Origin of the sequence: Pseudoalteromonas xiamenensis, assembly GCF_030994125.1 — a bacterium.
In the GTDB taxonomy this organism is placed as follows: Bacteria; Pseudomonadota; Gammaproteobacteria; order Enterobacterales; family Alteromonadaceae; genus Pseudoalteromonas; species Pseudoalteromonas xiamenensis_B.
On record NZ_CP099917.1, the window covers coordinates 541,450 to 556,782 of the forward strand.

Here is a 15,333-nt window from a genome sequence, read left to right on the forward strand (position 1 = left end):
AAGATGTCTAAAATATTTGCAGATAACAGCCTCACTATTGGCAACACTCCTATTGTAAAACTAAACCGCGTCACCGGTGGTAACGTTTACGCGAAAGTTGAATCTCGCAATCCAAGCTTTAGCGTTAAATGTCGTATTGGTGCTTCAATGATTTGGGAAGCTGAAAAATCAGGTTTGCTCACTGAAGGCAAAGAAATCATCGAGCCAACGTCTGGTAACACCGGTATTGCGCTCGCTTTTGTAGCCGCTTCGAGAGGCTATAAGCTGACACTCACGATGCCCAACACAATGAGCTTGGAGCGTCGTAAATTGCTAAAAGCACTTGGCGCGAATTTAGTGTTAACAGAAGGCGCTAAAGGCATGAAAGGCGCGATTGAAAAAGCGCGTGAAATTGCGGACGCTGAGCCAAGCAAATTTGTTATGTTGCAACAATTTGAAAACCCAGCTAACCCTAAAATTCACTTTGAAACAACCGGTCCAGAGATCTTCGACGCGATGGACGGTAAAGTTGACTTCTTTGTGGCTGGTGTAGGTACAGGTGGTACCATCACTGGTGTTAGCCGTTATCTAAAAAATGAAAAAGGTTTAGCTGTAAAATCTATCGCTGTTGAACCTGTCGATTCACCCGTGATCAGCCAAACACTTGCTGGTGAAGAAGTTAAACCAGGCCCACATAAGATCCAAGGCATCGGTGCTGGCTTTATTCCTGGTAACTTAGATTTAGAGTTAATTGATGGAACTGAGAAAGTATCAAATGAAGATGCAATCGCAATGGCGCATCAACTTATGAAAGACGAAGGTATTCTTGTTGGTATTTCTTCTGGTGCAGCCGTTGTTGCAGCAAAACGTATTGCAGAACGCCCTGAAAATGCAGACAAAAACATCGTCGTAATTTTACCAAGTGCGACTGAGCGTTATCTGTCTAGCCCACTTTTCGCTGACGAATTTACGGATCAAGAACTAGTGCAATAAGTTGTACAAAAATACAGATAATTAAATCAGAAAAAGGGGCATTGCCCCTTTTTTTGTTTGTGCCTTTACATCTAGCTACAATCGTTACAAACTAAAAGCTGTTAAGGAAATAGAAGTACGTACTATGAAAAACTTTCTTTTAGCATTAATTGCTGTTTTTGCATTCGTAGGATGCGGTGGTGGTGACGATGCAGCAAGCGGTGATAAAAATGCACCGAGTTACAATGCGGTGCTGTTTTTCGATGCTTTATATAATAAACATAATCTCAATGCAGCAATCGAATTCTCAACGCCTAAAATGGCAAGGATAATGCGTTCTTACGGAACCGCTTCTCAATTCAGTCGAAATTTACTTAATTTGCAATATGACGAAGTTACCATTGAAGTCGACATGACCAACGAAAGTCTCCGAGAAGTGTACGGTGATGAGTCAACGGTCAATTTAATCTTTACTGGTTACTGGCAAGGTAAAAAAATTGATGACATGCGCAGTGTCAAAATGTTACGTAAAAAGGGCGTTTGGTACGTAGACAAAATTATTTATGACCCCTACGCACGTTGAGTTTATTTAGTTGGTATGGTTTCCAATATACAGCCTTTGAGAACCATACCACTCCTTAGATTAATGAGTTACAGCTTCGAAAACACATCCACACCAATCGCTTGCTTACGAATTTCCTCTAGTCTCAATAACTTTTGATATTCGTCTTCGCCGATGTAATCTCCACGCCGAGCTTTATCTAACAGTTCATGCCAAGGCAGTTTCTTCCAATCAGTATGTTGTTTTCTTAACGCATTTACTTCTTTAATTGTGCTTCGAAGCTCATGCTTCATTGAAAATGTTTCTTCCATAATACCGGTGGCGCCTTTTTCATCGATATGGCACAAAAATCCGACGCGTTCTCGGACAACATTTGGGGTTGAAAGAGCATGGCAAACTTCTTTCGCTAGCTTATCTGATGGCTGACGGAATTTATTACCGAACGGGAAAATCCAAGTTTTAAGCATTGGACCTACCACACTCACATTAAAATTATCGCAAAATTCTTCCAGTGCTTTGGCACACAAAAACAGTTGCTTTTCCAGTCCGTACTGAACCAAAGGTAAATCGCCGTGCTGATGCCCATCATCAGCAAATTTCTTTAAAATACATGACGCTAAATAAAGATGACTAAGGGCATCCCCTAGTCGCGCAGAAAGCATTTCCTTTCGTTTTAACTCTCCGCCAAGCGTTAACATGGCAATATCACTGACGAACGCCAACGCTTTACTGAGCCGAGTTAAATGTTGATAGTAACGCCTTGTTTGACCACTTAACTTCACTTGCACTAAACGAGACCCCGTAAGCGCCATTCCAAGCGCATTTAGAGCATTTAGCGCCGTGAATTGAACATGTGCCATTAGCACAGCGTCAAATTCTTTGAGTGCCAACTCCTCATCGGCCATAGCAACAATTTGCATTTCCTTCAAAACATAAGGGTGACAACGTGTTGCACCTTGACCAAAAATCATGAGGTTACGAGTTAGAATGTTAGCCCCCTCAACCGTTATTGAAATTGGGATCCCCATGTAATTTCGTGCGAGGTAGTTACTCGGGCCCATTTGGATACCCTTTCCACCGTGGATATCGAGAGCATGGTTAACACAATTTCTGGCCATCTCGGTCATGTGGTATTTCGCGATCGCGGTCGTTACCGCAGGACTATATTTCATGTCGATTGCAATTGCCGTAAAGTTACGAGCGGCTTCAATCGTGTAGGTATCTGCAATCATTTGGGCCAACGCCGATTGAATTCCTTCAAATGCACCAATAGGTTGACTAAATTGCGTCCGTACTTGAGCATAAGCCGTGGTCATGCGTGTACAAAGGTGTGCCGTTCCTGCGCTTAGTGCAGGTAATGATATGCCTCGACCTGCACTTAAACAAGATACAAGCATTCGCCACCCTCTTCCGATACCCTTGTCGCCACCAATGACCCAATCGAGCGGAATAAAGACATCTTTTCCAGATGTAGTCCCGTTTAGAAATCCCAAATTAAGAGGGTTATGCCGCTTACCTATCTCTACACCCGGATGATCTGTTGGAATCAGCGCACAGGTTATACCCAAGTCAACGTTGGTTCCAAGTAACCTATCGGGGTCTTTAACTTTGAATGCAAGACCCAACACTGTCGCCACTGGTGCAAGCGTAATGTACCGTTTGTCCCATGTGAGCGACAGTCCCAAAACCTCTTGTCCATCAATTGATTGTTTACAGACAATACCAAAATCGGGAATACCACCAGCATCCGAACCGGCTTCGGGACCTGTCAACGCGAAACAAGGTATTGCTTCACCCGTTGCCAGTTTAGGTAACCATTGTTCTTGTTGCTCGTGAGTCCCGTAATGTAGCAACAGTTCTGCTGGACCCAAACTATTAGGTACCATTACGGTAACCGCGGCTGATAGGCTTTTGCTTGCAATTTTAGAGACAATATAGGAATTTGCTTGAGCTGAAAATTGCAAACCGCCGTAATTTTCTGGAATAATGAATGAAAAGAAACCTTTTTCTTTTATAAATTTCCAGACATTTTTTGGCAAGTCCATATTCTTCGCAATTTGCGCTTCATCAAGCATGCCAAGCAACGTTTCTAGCTCATTATCGATAAACGCTTTTTCTCGCTCGCTCAAGGTTGGTTTTGGATAAGAATGCAGTTTTGACCAATTAGGACGACCTGAAAACAAATCTGCATCCCACCAAACGTCACCTGCCTCCATAGCCTCTTGCTCTGTTTGAGATAAAGGTGGAAGTGCTTTTTTAAAAAACGTCATAACGGGTTTTGAAACCAGACTATATCGAATGTCCTTCACCAGCAGCATTATCACAATGACTGCCACGATAAAAATGAACCAACTCATACGTATATTCCTTAGTAATGACTGCTAAAAGTATGGTTTAAAATGTCATAAATTCAATACGCTAGTTTAACCACATTGACATTACCATGTGCGGTCCAACGCATGGCAATTGTTCCCTACTTCATGCCCTGCTATCATGACTGTTCCAATAACAACAAGTGAACGTGACGATGAAAACGAAACTCACACTAAGCGCTTTAATGGTGGCAAGTGTCTTAGCCTTAACAGGTTGCCAACAAGAAAAAGTATCAAGCCCTGCCCCACTTACCGAAAAAGATGCAGAACAATTTTTAACTAAAGTTGAAACTGAATTACTTAACTTGAACGTAGAAAGTGGCCAAGCACAGTGGATTTACGCAAACTTTATCACGCATGACACCGCTAATTTAGCAGCTCAAGCTAATCAGAAATTCACTGAGGCAGTCGTAAGTTTGGCAAATGAAGCGGCAAAATTTGATAATTTAGAACTCAATGCGGACAACCGACGTAAACTGGATATTTTAAAGCTGGCGCTAACACTCCCTGCTCCACAAGATCCTGTAAAAACGGCTCGAGTTTCTGAGCTCGCCGCTGAACTGGATGGTATGTACGGTAAAGGTAAATACTGTAAAGAAGATGGCCAGTGTTTAAGTCTTGGTGATATGACCGCCAAAATGGCGACAAGTCGTGACTACAACGAGCTACTTGATATGTGGCAAGGTTGGCGTGAAGTGTCTAAACCAATGCGCGACCTTTACAAAGAGCAAGTTGTGCTAACCAATGAAGGCGCTAAAGAACTCGGCTATGCAGATACTGGCGCTATGTGGCGTTCTAAGTACGATATGCCAGCTGATGATTTTGCGAAAGAGTTAGACCGCATTTGGGGTCAAGTTAAGCCGCTTTATGATTCGCTTCACTGTCATGTTCGTGCAAAATTGGGCGAAAAATATGGCACAGACAAAGTACCACAGGATAAACCTATCCCGGCTCATTTGCTGGGCAATATGTGGGCTCAAACTTGGGGCAATATTTACGATTTAGTTGCGCCAGAAAACGCGGACCCTGGTTATGACGTAACGGAACTGCTGGCTGACCATAACTATGATGAAATAAAAATGGTCAAGGGTGCAGAGAAATTCTTTACTTCGATGGGTTTTGCACCACTTCCTGAAACATTCTGGGAGCGATCATTATTTACCAAACCGAGAGACCGAGATGTGCAATGTCATGCGTCGGCTTGGAATATCGACTTTAAAGACGATTTACGTATAAAAATGTGTATTCAACGCACAGGTGAAGAATTTGCTGTTATTCACCATGAACTTGGACACAATTTCTATCAACGCGCATACAACAACCTACCTATCTTTTATCAAGACAGTGCGAATGACGGATTCCATGAAGCGATTGGTGATACCATTGCGCTATCTGTCACACCTGGTTATCTGAAAGAAATCGGTTTATTGGACAAAGTTCCTGACGAATCAAAAGACATTGGCTTATTGATGCGCATGGCTCTTGATAAAATCGCATTCATCCCATTTGGTCTTCTTGTTGACCAATGGCGATGGAAAGTATTCTCAGGTGAAATTAAGCCAGAACAATATAACCAAGCTTGGTGGGCACTGCGTGAGAAATACCAAGGTATTACTGCGCCAATCGCACGAACTGAGGCGGACTTTGATCCAGGTGCCAAGTATCATGTTCCAGGCAATGTTCCTTATACTCGTTACTTCTTAGCACACATTCTGCAGTTCCAGTTCCACAAAGCAATGTGTGACATTTCAGGTAATAAAGAGTCAATACACCGCTGTTCTGTCTATGGTTCTGAAGAAGCCGGCAAGCGACTAAATGAAATGTTAGAAATGGGCTCAAGCCGCCCATGGCAAGAAGCATTAGCGAAATTAACAGGTTCAAACGAAATGGATGCAAACGCCGTTCTTGACTATTTTGCTCCATTAAAAGCTTACTTGGACGAGCAAAACAAAGACCGTCAATGTGGCTGGTAATACTTGAATAATTTACCCGTAAATCGTATGTGTTTGACTAAATATTAGCAGACGAATAACGTTTTACTTGTATGGAATCTATAAGGCGCTTCTTAGAAGCGCCTTTTTACGGGTGTCTATTTGGTTGTTCGAAGTGCCTGGCTCACAACAGATTGGGAACTGAGCCAATTCACGCAATTGTTGAGTGACATGGGTTCACAAATATGAAAACCCTGCATTTGTGATATGCCGATTTTCTTCAGTTTTTCTATTTGCTCTTCACGTTCAATACCCTTAGCGACGAGTTTCACATTAAGTCGTTTCGCTATGGAAGCACAAAGCTCGAGCAACGTGTTCTTATCGTCATCCGACAAATGCGAAAAAACGACAGGATCCATCTTAATACCGGCTAATCCTTTACTGATGAGATGCCTAAGTCCACCATTGCCTGTTGCGAAATCGTCAATATTTACTTCGTATCCTAATTCATTCAGCGTTCTAACTAACTCTTCACTCTCGGGATGCAAAATGAGCAAACTGTCTGCGATTTCTAAGACGATGTGCCTCGAAAACGTGCCTTCGGCTGACTGATGCTCCGCAAGATGATGCACAATCTTATTTGATTGAAGGTCGAAAGCACTTAAATTGATGTGTACTTTGATATTTGGTTTAACTTCCAGTAGAGCGGGCAAATCTAAGTGCACCCGATTAAGCACCCAAGGCGTTATTTGCCTAAGAATGCCTGCACGGAGAGCCATTTTAATAAACTGCTCTGCCGCGAGTAACGTACCATCTTTCTGGGGCCAACGCAGCAATGCCTCAACAGCAACAATGTCACCTGAAACAAAATCATAAACAGGTTGGTAATGAATCAACAATTCATCCTTAGCCAAAGCATGTTGCAACATCTGTAGAGTCATTAATTCCTTTTTAGCTTCTCCTCCCAGTTCCTCACTAAAAATAACCAGACTTTGCCGCGTGTGTTTAGCGTGATACATGGCAATATCTGCTTCTTTTAACAAATCTAAGCTACTGGATTTCGCCCCGTTATACTGGCTAGCACCTGCACTGTAATTAACATTCAACTCATAGCCTTCAATGTGAAAAGGATGATGAAGTGTGCTCACAAACGTGTTGTTCTGAGAATAGATAGTGGTTGTATCATGAGCACTACACAACAGCACAAACTCATCGCCACCAATGCGATAAAGTACGTTGTTAGGCAATAAGGCTTGAGACAGTCTAGTAGCAAGTTCCTTTAGAAGCTTATCACCAACCGAATGACCTAATGCGTCGTTGATTTCCTTGAAATTATTTAAATCAATCAGCAAAAGTGCAAAGGGGGTGTGCTTGCCCAGCCATTCACTAATTTGACATAGGCAACTCGCCCTATTCGGCAACCCAGTTAAACTGTCTTGTTCAGCTAATTTCTTTTCATATTCCGTTCGCTCTTTTTCCCGTTTCAACGACCTAAGACTGAGCTGAATAACTAATAATACAAACACACTGCCAAAAAACAGAATGCCCGACACACCAAGATCGACCCAGTTGATTGAGAGAGCTGACATTAAGTAAGCAACGAATACGCTGTAGCTCACGCTAAAGCCGATAATCAACCCATAAAGAATTTTCCAGCCCAATTCTCGACTGAGAAAGCAAATTTTGTGAGCCGCTTTTAACGTGGACAGTAAAATAAACAATCCGGCGATGACAATCAATACTGCTATGACAGTCACGAATGTACCCTGATGAAGTGTTTTAAAGAGTATAGGCGAGAAAAACTAAAGCAGCGAAAAAGCCCACACAATCTAACGGGAGTTATGCAGGCTGGTTGGAGTTTACGCGTTACGTAAGATTGAGTAGAGCTGATCTTTCAACTGAAGTCTTTGTTTTTTCAGTGACTCTAGATATTCATCAGAGCTACTCTCAACGCCATCTTCAATTCGGATTACGGCGTGGTCAAGATCATGATAGTCATCAAACAAACGTGCGAAATGTTTATCGTTCATTTTCAACTCGTGGATCTTATCTTTAAATTCAGGTAATTCTTTTGCAAGGCTGTGGCGTTCAATCGTCATATTGAGACTCCTTTACACATAGAGAAAAGTGGCAACAGTAACTTTTATCAACTTGTTTCTGTTCCGTTAAAGTCATAGTACGCCTATGGAATTTTGTTTTTTTGATCTAAGACAAGCTCGCTAAACTATTAATAAAAAGTTGAAAAATGACAAAAGGATTTAAATGGATCACATACTTTTAGAATATTGAATCCAAGACTTAAGCAATCGTGGAAAAATGGCATAAAAAAAGCCGACATAACGTCGGCTTTGTATTGGATAAACATTGATATTACAAGAATTTTCCAAGTGTTTTTACTTGATCCAACATACGATTAGAGAAACCCCACTCGTTGTCGTACCAAGCCATTACTTTAACTAGTTTGCCATCAACACGTGTTTGTGTTGCATCAAAAATAGACGATGCTGGATTGTGATTGAAGTCAATTGATACCAAAGGTAGTTCATTCACTTCAAGTACGCCTGCCATAGCACCCTGCGCTGCCGCTTTAACCGCTGCATTGACTTCTTCTTTAGTCGTTTCACGTGACGCAACAAAGGTCAGATCCACAAGTGACACATTGATAGTTGGAACACGAACAGCCATACCATCAAGTTTTCCAGCAAGCTCAGGCAACACAAGACCAACAGCTGCTGCTGCACCTGTTTTTGTTGGGATCATAGATTGCGTTGCGCTGCGCGCACGGTAAAGATCTGGGTGGTATACGTCAGTCAATACCTGGTCATTAGTGTAAGCGTGAATAGTGGTCATACTACCTTGTTCAATTCCGATAGTATCGTTCAATGCTTTCGCTACAGGCGCTAAACAGTTAGTCGTGCAAGAGGCATTTGAAATGATGTTACTCGATGCAGTCAGTACATCGCTATTTACACCGTGAACAACCGTGGCATCCATTTCTTTACCTGGTGCTGATACGATTACTTTTTTCGCACCTGCTTCAATGTGTTTAGAGGCACTTGCGCGGTCAGTAAACAACCCCGTACATTCAAGAACAACATCTACACCTAAACGTGCCCAAGGAAGATTTGATGGATCACGTTCTTGAACCAGCTCGATTTCATCATTGCCAATGACAAGTGTATTGCCTGTAAGCGACACTTCTTGCGAAAACTTGCCGTGCACTGAATCATATTGCGTCAAGTGTGCATTTACATTTGCTGGAGCCAAGTCGTTGATTGCAACAACTTTGATTTCATTTTGTTGGTTTGACTCATAGAGAGCACGTAAAACATTACGACCGATACGGCCATAGCCATTAATTGCGATTTTAATCATTTTCGAGTCCCCTTGATTATTTAATTTGACTTGCTTGTTTTGCAAGCGCTTCAATGGCCTGCCAATCTTTGTTTGCAATAAGTTGCTTATCGACCATCCAAGTACCACCAACACACACAACGTTGCTCAGTGATAGGTACTTAGGTGCAGATTCGAGCGTGATGCCGCCGGTCGGGCAAAACTTTACGTGAGGAATTGGTCCACCAATTGACTTTAACATTGGTGCCCCTCCTGCCGCTTCTGCAGGGAAAAACTTTAAAAACTTAAAACCATGAGACGCCAAACGCATAACTTCACTTGGCGTAGCAGCTCCCGGTAAAAATGGAATGTCTGTTGATTTTGCAAGTGCAATCAGTTCGTCTGTTACACCTGGACTCACCATAAAATCGGCGCCAGCTTCAACCGATGCGTCGAAAGTAGCCTTATCAACAACGGTGCCCGTACCAACAAACGCCTCTGGTACAGCTTGTTTCATCAACTTCACAGCTTCAGCAGCCACTGGTGTACGCAATGTAATTTCCAATGCACGTAAACCACCCGCATATAAAGCTTTAGCAAGCGGAGCCGCGTCGTCTAAATTGTCGATCACAACTACAGGTACAACTGGTGCCGATGATAAAATAGCTTCGATGTTCATCACGTCCCTCATTCCCAATTGTTATTCAATACCAAATGAGCTTGCGCCTAAATCAGCACTGCTCACGATGTTTCTGAATCCAGCAAATAACTCACGGCCTGTGCCATATGTCATGCCGGTTTGACTTATTTCTAATTCTCGTTTTGCCAACTCTTCATCTGAAACATGAAGTTTTAATACACCTTTTGGTGCATCCAAGGTAATTAAGTCACCATCTCGTACTTTCGCGATAATGCCACCCTCGACCGCTTCAGGCGCTAAATGGATTGCCGCAGGTACTTTACCTGACGCACCAGACATACGTCCGTCAGTGACGATAGCCACTTTAAAACCTTGGTCCTGAAGGGTCGCCATTACTGGCGTTAACTTGTGAAGCTCAGGCATCCCTTTCGCTTTAGGACCCTGCTCTTTAACTACAGCAATAAAATCTTGATTCAGCTCACCAGCAGAAAAAGCTTGTTGCAACGCACTTTGTGAGCTGAACACTTTGGCTGGCGCACTGACGACCTGATGTTGTTCTGCGACAGCAGATACTTTAATCACCGCTTTGCCTAAGTTGCCTGTTAGTAATTGCAGACCGCCTTGTTTGTTAAACGGATCGCTAACTGGGCGAAGTACTTCAGCATCTAGGGATGTTGCTGGACAATCAACCCACTCTACTTTGCAAGGTAATGTGCTGTCCGTCATGATAGTAAGATCTTGCTTAATGCGCGGTTCCTTCGTGTAAGCATCTAAGCTATCACTCACAATTGTTTTAACATCATTGTGCAGGAAACCAGCATCACGTAGCTCTCGCATTAAGAAACCCATTCCACCTGCAGCTTGGAAATGGTTTACGTCTGCAGAACCGTTTGGATAAATACGTGTTAACAACGGCACAACTTCAGATAAGTCAGCCATATCTTTCCAATTGATCTCTATACCAGCCGCTTTCGCCATTGCCACCAAGTGAATTGCGTGGTTTGTTGAGCCACCTGTAGCTAATAAACCAACGAGTCCGTTTATCACCGTCTTTTCACTAACGATATCGCCTAATGTATTGGCTGACTTAGAGTCAATAAGTTGCTGTAACATCGTCTCTACTGCATTGGCAGTTAAACCGTCGCGTAATTCCGTGTAAGGGTTGATAAACGAGCTACCCGGTAAATGAAGACCCATGATCTCCATCAACATTTGGTTTGAGTTTGCTGTGCCGTAGAAAGTGCAAGTGCCTGCGCTGTGGTAAGATGCACTTTCTGCCTCAAGTAATTCTTCTCGAGACACTAAACCTTGTGCGAACTTTTGACGAACACGTGCTTTTTCTTTATTTGGAATACCCGATTGCATCGGACCTGCTGGCAAGAAGAAAACAGGAAGATGACCGAAGCTTAATGAACCGATTAGCAATCCAGGGACAATCTTGTCACAGACTCCGAGACACAAAACGCCATCAAACACGTCGTGAGATAGCGCAACTGCGGTAGACATTGCAATGACATCGCGTGAGAACAAAGACAATTCCATACCGTCGCGGCCTTGTGTCACGCCATCACACATTGCAGGCACGCCACCTGCAACTTGCGCGGTTGCATCGTATTTTTCAGCAACTGCTTTTATTAAATCTGGGTAGTCTTTATATGGCACGTGGGCAGAAAGCATATCGTTGTAAGAATTAATGATGGCAATATTGGGTTGCTCATCGGCTTTCAGCCGTGCTTTATCGCTGCTGCTACATGCAGCCATAACGTGTGCTAGGTTGCCACATCCAATGCCAGCGCGAACTCGTGTTTGTTTCTTAGCATAAGCCATACGTTCTAGGTAGGCTTGGCGACTCGCCTTGCTGCGTTCAATGACACGTTCTGTGACTTCTTTAATCCGTGGATGCAACATAATATGACTCTCTTCTTGAGATGAAAGGAAAAAGGCTCAGTAGGATTGATTCGCTCAACCATACTGAGCAGCTTTGATTTACCCGTTCAAAGGTACGCTGTCAGGTTGTCTCTCACCCCAACCTGACACCGGTGTCACTTTATTAACGCATGAACTTGACACCGGTGTCAACCTTTCTCATAAAATTTAGACTACTTTTCACATTTGACCAAATAATGACCGTTAAATTTCATTTTTCTGTCTATGGATTTGATTGAAACAGATCTCCTACATGGCGTAAGTTGCCCCTATTTACATCGAAACAGAACTCATGCATCCTTCCCATCGGTATTTGCGCTTTTCTAACTATCGGAGATAACTTGCGTTTTCATATAAACGAGCGTTTGGTCGACGTAAAAACTGGTGAGATTTTTTATGGTGATTCGCGGACAATCTTAGAACCTAAAGTCCGAAATGTCTTGACTGCTCTAGTCAATGCAGAGGGTTCTGTTTTAACTTACCAAGATCTGATTGAGATCGTTTGGGCAGATACCGTGGTTGAACCCAATGCGCTTCAACGCTGTGTTACGCATTTAAGAAAAGCACTCGGCGATGACGGCAAGACGATTATCGAGACGTTTCCGAAATTAGGCTATCGACTGAATCCAACACGTTTATCCTCTGCGCCAAGGCAATATACTCGAGTTGCCATTACGATTAGCGTAATACTTGTAATTGCGGTTGCTTTTTTTATCGGCACAACATTCGAAAAGCACACCTCCCCACTTTCTGTTGAAGCAATCGAATCACTGACCTTTGAGAGCCTATATCAACGGGGAGCGAGTTTGGACCAAAATTCACTTATTTATATTGAACAAAACAATGATACACATCACCTAGTTTTGAAAAATATCGATACCCAGAAAAAACGAATTTTGTATTCATCTCACCAATTTTATGGTGGAACCTCTTTGAATGCAGAAGGTAGCTTAATACTCTTTTCAGAGGTTCAATTCGTCAACAAGGTCAAATGTGCTCAAGTAAGAATATATTCCCTTCACAACCATAAATCTCGCGTTGTCGTCCCGTGTACGAACAACTTTAACCATGGCGCGAAATGGCTCAATAACGACCAATTTATTTATCTTAAAACCAGCAAATCCGAACAAAATTCCATTTTTGCGTATGATTTTTCGACGCAAAAATCAGTTCAAATTGACCTAACACACCAAGCTCATCTTGACCAAATCAACAACCTAAACGTCTCGAACGGCCAAATTCTGCTGGGCGGAACCGATAACCAAGGCCAAACGGGAATTTGGTTAGGCCGTCTTGAAAACATATCATTCGTAATGACGACCTTTTATCCTTCTCCCTATGCTCAATCAGCCGCTTCCAATGCTGTTATAAACCGCAAAGGCATGGTATTTCAAACTCATGAGCATAAACTTTTCCGCTACATTAACGCTGAAAATAACGCACAAAACGTCGTAATTCCCAGAATGGAAAAGTTGGACCTTATCGCAGCGTTAGATAACAACACATTCTTAGCTCAGGCCAGTATCAATCCTTGGCAAATCAACGAACGGCAATGGAATACAGAGCAATACTTCGACAAGCAACTCTTCTCAACGCCGTATTCTCAAACTATGGGGCAATACAGTCCTAACGACGATAGCATTGCCTTTATTTCCACGCGTTCGGGACAACATCAAATTTGGCTCAGCAGGAATGGCGAACTCAGGCAACTCACTAGTAAACAACCTGTGTCCAGTTTTTTATGGCAAGCAGATGGTAAAGGTCTTTGGTTTATATCGAATAAAAATCTCTATGAATTTGATCTGAGTACGTACAAAATAAGAAATATAACCAGCCCTGCGGTAGATACCTTGATGCAGCATAGCGCGAAGGGCTGGTTGTTAATGAGACATGCCGAAACCTATGAACCAATCCAATTAGCGCTAGACTCTTTCGCTACAAAACCCTTAATAAACGCTAAAGTTGGGTGGGCGCAATTGACTGAACGTAATCAACTCATTTTCAATCCAAAAGGGATCGGGAAACTAATGGTTTCATCGCTTGATAAACCTAGTAGCCCACCCACTGAATTATTTTCAGATATCACCATACAATCTAGATATTACTTACGTAGCGAGCATCTCTATACTCAAGACAAAGCTGCTCGCATTTGGGCGATAAATACCGAGAATTTCAGTCGCGAAAAAATAGCAACGTTCGACGAAAATGCGCTTTTTGCCACAGACGTGAAAACTGCTCCACTTAAAATGCTGTCTGATAACTACGCTCCCAAGCGTTCGGACATAGTAAAATTGGTCATCAAAGACGTTCAAGATGGCGTTGAATAAACTCCACCGCTTCGGTGTTATTTTGCGCTTGCGCGAGTTTTAAAGCGCTGGAAAATACCTCTTTTGCCAGGTCAACCAGATCGTTTTCAAGTAATGCTTGCCCATGTCTAACTTGAATCAAAACGTTATTTTCATCCCGTGCCTTCATATACTCATAAACTTGGTTTGCGTTGGTTATTTGCTTATGGTTGAAATAGTAACCTGCCAATCCCATTAAGTTATCCGTATCCGATATTTGAAAACCAAAACGTTTATGTAACATTTTATGATATTCGAGCACGCTCCTAAGTCCTTCTCGAGCAAATGGTTCAAAGTTGTTAATTTCGCGTACTTCAAAAAGCATTTTAACGCCTTGTTCAAAGCCAATGAGGCTTGTTGACAAGTAATTTTGCTGACTCAAATCAGCAAAATGAGCATTTGAAACATGAGTAAATGATGCCTTTAATTGTTCATAACTCGCTGCGTCGTCGCTAAACCCACTTTTACTTACGTATAAGTAACGCTCACCCAAATTTGCTGTTAACTTCGCGATTAACTCCTCCAACCATGCATTGTTTTTTAGTCCAAATGCGGGACTCGATACTATCGTTGCCTGAAAGATCGTTGGAAATTCTGCGAAGTAGCCCAGTGCAGTGACACCTGAGGTTGAGAACCCTTCTATCAAAGTAAAAGGCGCTAGACGAAACTGGGTCTTTAAATGAGGCAATATTTCCTCAACAACAACTTTTTTTGCAATCGCATCGGAAGTGTTTAGTTGTGGTAGCTGAACAAGTATCACCTCTGGCATAGGACCAAAACTGACATGACTTAACCAGTCCACTTGGGCAATGACAGAATTTATCTGACTTTCACCTGCAAGAGTTAACAATAACGGATAGTGACGTGTCGGCTTATCATGGTAACTGTTGGGTAGCACCATTTTTAATCTCAGTGGCGATGCCATTTGCTTCGACTGAATTTGATGGTAGGTCACTTTAGGGCCTATGGAGGGTTCAAGTGCTTCCACGCGAATGAAGCAATTTAACAGCAGAGCAAGTAACATCAGGGTACGAATAGACATAATTATCCTTTATGTGTTTTAGTTAAGTTGAGTTATTACACCGCAATCCCATCTTAAACTCCTTCAGACATCATTTTGATCTGTTGATGAATACCTGATTTGCTAATAGTAATTTTACTTAAACGCCTTTTTTATCGAGACAACGTGAAAACAGACAGTTCATCGTCAAAGACAACCGTAATACAAGCAGCACAGTGTTAAAAACAAAAAACCCAGCTAAGGCTGGGTTTT

11 protein-coding genes are annotated in these 15,333 nt (G+C 42.5%); 4 read left to right on the top strand and 7 right to left on the bottom strand.

Annotated features, from left to right (window positions below):
- Positions 1 to 3 precede the first annotated feature (3 nt).
- Together cysK and NI389_RS02425 are read left to right on the top strand one after the other, a co-directional pair.
- On the top strand, positions 4 to 972 hold the full coding sequence (gene cysK, locus NI389_RS02420) for a cysteine synthase A (RefSeq protein ID WP_208843489.1): 969 nt from the start codon (positions 4 to 6) through the stop codon (positions 970 to 972).
- Between the two features lie 124 nt (positions 973 to 1,096).
- Positions 1,097 to 1,534 carry a hypothetical protein gene (locus NI389_RS02425; RefSeq protein WP_308361421.1) on the top strand — a complete coding sequence of 146 codons (438 nt, stop codon included), beginning with the start codon at positions 1,097 to 1,099 and terminating at the stop codon, positions 1,532 to 1,534.
- A gap of 68 nt (positions 1,535 to 1,602) precedes the next feature.
- On the opposite strand, the gene NI389_RS02430 is transcribed toward NI389_RS02425, so the two are convergent.
- Entirely contained in the window at positions 1,603 to 3,870 is a 2,268-nt protein-coding gene (locus NI389_RS02430; RefSeq protein WP_308361422.1) for an acyl-CoA dehydrogenase, read from the bottom strand.
- Positions 3,871 to 4,040: 170 nt separating this feature from the next.
- Between NI389_RS02430 and NI389_RS02435 the strand changes: the two genes are divergently transcribed.
- Entirely contained in the window at positions 4,041 to 5,858 is a 1,818-nt protein-coding gene (locus NI389_RS02435; RefSeq protein ID WP_308361423.1) for a M2 family metallopeptidase, read from the top strand.
- 116 nt (positions 5,859 to 5,974) lie between these two features.
- Here NI389_RS02435 and NI389_RS02440 read toward each other — a convergent pair whose 3' ends face one another.
- The 5 genes from NI389_RS02440 to edd all read right to left on the bottom strand — a co-directional run bounded on the left by NI389_RS02440 (position 5,975) and on the right by edd (position 11,697).
- A complete protein-coding gene (locus NI389_RS02440; RefSeq protein WP_308361424.1) occupies positions 5,975 to 7,573 on the bottom strand; it encodes a putative bifunctional diguanylate cyclase/phosphodiesterase in 1,599 nt (532 codons plus the stop codon).
- A 102-nt stretch (positions 7,574 to 7,675) separates the two neighbouring features.
- Positions 7,676 to 7,915 (bottom strand): YdcH family protein, encoded by a 240-nt coding sequence (locus NI389_RS02445; protein ID WP_308361425.1) that lies wholly within the window; start codon positions 7,913 to 7,915, stop codon positions 7,676 to 7,678.
- Positions 7,916 to 8,186: 271 nt separating this feature from the next.
- Positions 8,187 to 9,191, bottom strand: a complete 1,005-nt coding sequence (gene gap, locus NI389_RS02450) for a type I glyceraldehyde-3-phosphate dehydrogenase (protein ID WP_308361426.1) — start codon at positions 9,189 to 9,191, stop codon at positions 8,187 to 8,189.
- A gap of 16 nt (positions 9,192 to 9,207) precedes the next feature.
- Positions 9,208 to 9,828, bottom strand: a complete 621-nt coding sequence (eda, locus tag NI389_RS02455) for a bifunctional 4-hydroxy-2-oxoglutarate aldolase/2-dehydro-3-deoxy-phosphogluconate aldolase (protein WP_308362475.1) — start codon at positions 9,826 to 9,828, stop codon at positions 9,208 to 9,210.
- Positions 9,829 to 9,849: 21 nt separating this feature from the next.
- Complete coding sequence (gene edd, locus NI389_RS02460) at positions 9,850 to 11,697, bottom strand: phosphogluconate dehydratase (protein ID WP_308361427.1); 1,848 nt, start codon at positions 11,695 to 11,697, stop codon at positions 9,850 to 9,852.
- A gap of 359 nt (positions 11,698 to 12,056) precedes the next feature.
- On the opposite strand from edd, the gene NI389_RS02465 reads away from it, so the two are divergent.
- Positions 12,057 to 14,042: a winged helix-turn-helix domain-containing protein gene (locus tag NI389_RS02465; protein ID WP_308361428.1), complete on the top strand. Its 1,986-nt coding sequence runs from the start codon at positions 12,057 to 12,059 to the stop codon at positions 14,040 to 14,042.
- Here NI389_RS02465 and NI389_RS02470 read toward each other — a convergent pair.
- Positions 14,014 to 15,102 (bottom strand): alpha/beta hydrolase-fold protein, encoded by a 1,089-nt coding sequence (locus tag NI389_RS02470; protein WP_308361429.1) that lies wholly within the window; start codon positions 15,100 to 15,102, stop codon positions 14,014 to 14,016. The two genes, NI389_RS02465 and NI389_RS02470, sit on opposite strands and share 29 nt — an antisense overlap.
- Positions 15,103 to 15,333: the final 231 nt, after the last annotated feature.

What these genes read in the sequence shown, in the direction of transcription:
- cysK (WP_208843489.1), top strand. Translation starts at nt 4, where the DNA reads ATGTCTAAAATATTTGCAGATAACAGCCTCACTATTGGCAACACTCCT.
- NI389_RS02445 (WP_308361425.1), bottom strand. Translation starts at nt 7,915, where the DNA reads ATGACGATTGAACGCCACAGCCTTGCAAAAGAATTACCTGAATTTAAA.
- NI389_RS02425 (WP_308361421.1), top strand. Translation starts at nt 1,097, where the DNA reads ATGAAAAACTTTCTTTTAGCATTAATTGCTGTTTTTGCATTCGTAGGA.
- gap (WP_308361426.1), bottom strand. Translation starts at nt 9,191, where the DNA reads ATGATTAAAATCGCAATTAATGGCTATGGCCGTATCGGTCGTAATGTT.
- NI389_RS02470 (WP_308361429.1), bottom strand. Translation starts at nt 15,102, where the DNA reads ATGTCTATTCGTACCCTGATGTTACTTGCTCTGCTGTTAAATTGCTTC.
- edd (WP_308361427.1), bottom strand. Translation starts at nt 11,697, where the DNA reads ATGTTGCATCCACGGATTAAAGAAGTCACAGAACGTGTCATTGAACGC.
- NI389_RS02430 (WP_308361422.1), bottom strand. Translation starts at nt 3,870, where the DNA reads ATGAGTTGGTTCATTTTTATCGTGGCAGTCATTGTGATAATGCTGCTG.
- NI389_RS02435 (WP_308361423.1), top strand. Translation starts at nt 4,041, where the DNA reads ATGAAAACGAAACTCACACTAAGCGCTTTAATGGTGGCAAGTGTCTTA.
- eda (WP_308362475.1), bottom strand. Translation starts at nt 9,828, where the DNA reads ATGAACATCGAAGCTATTTTATCATCGGCACCAGTTGTACCTGTAGTT.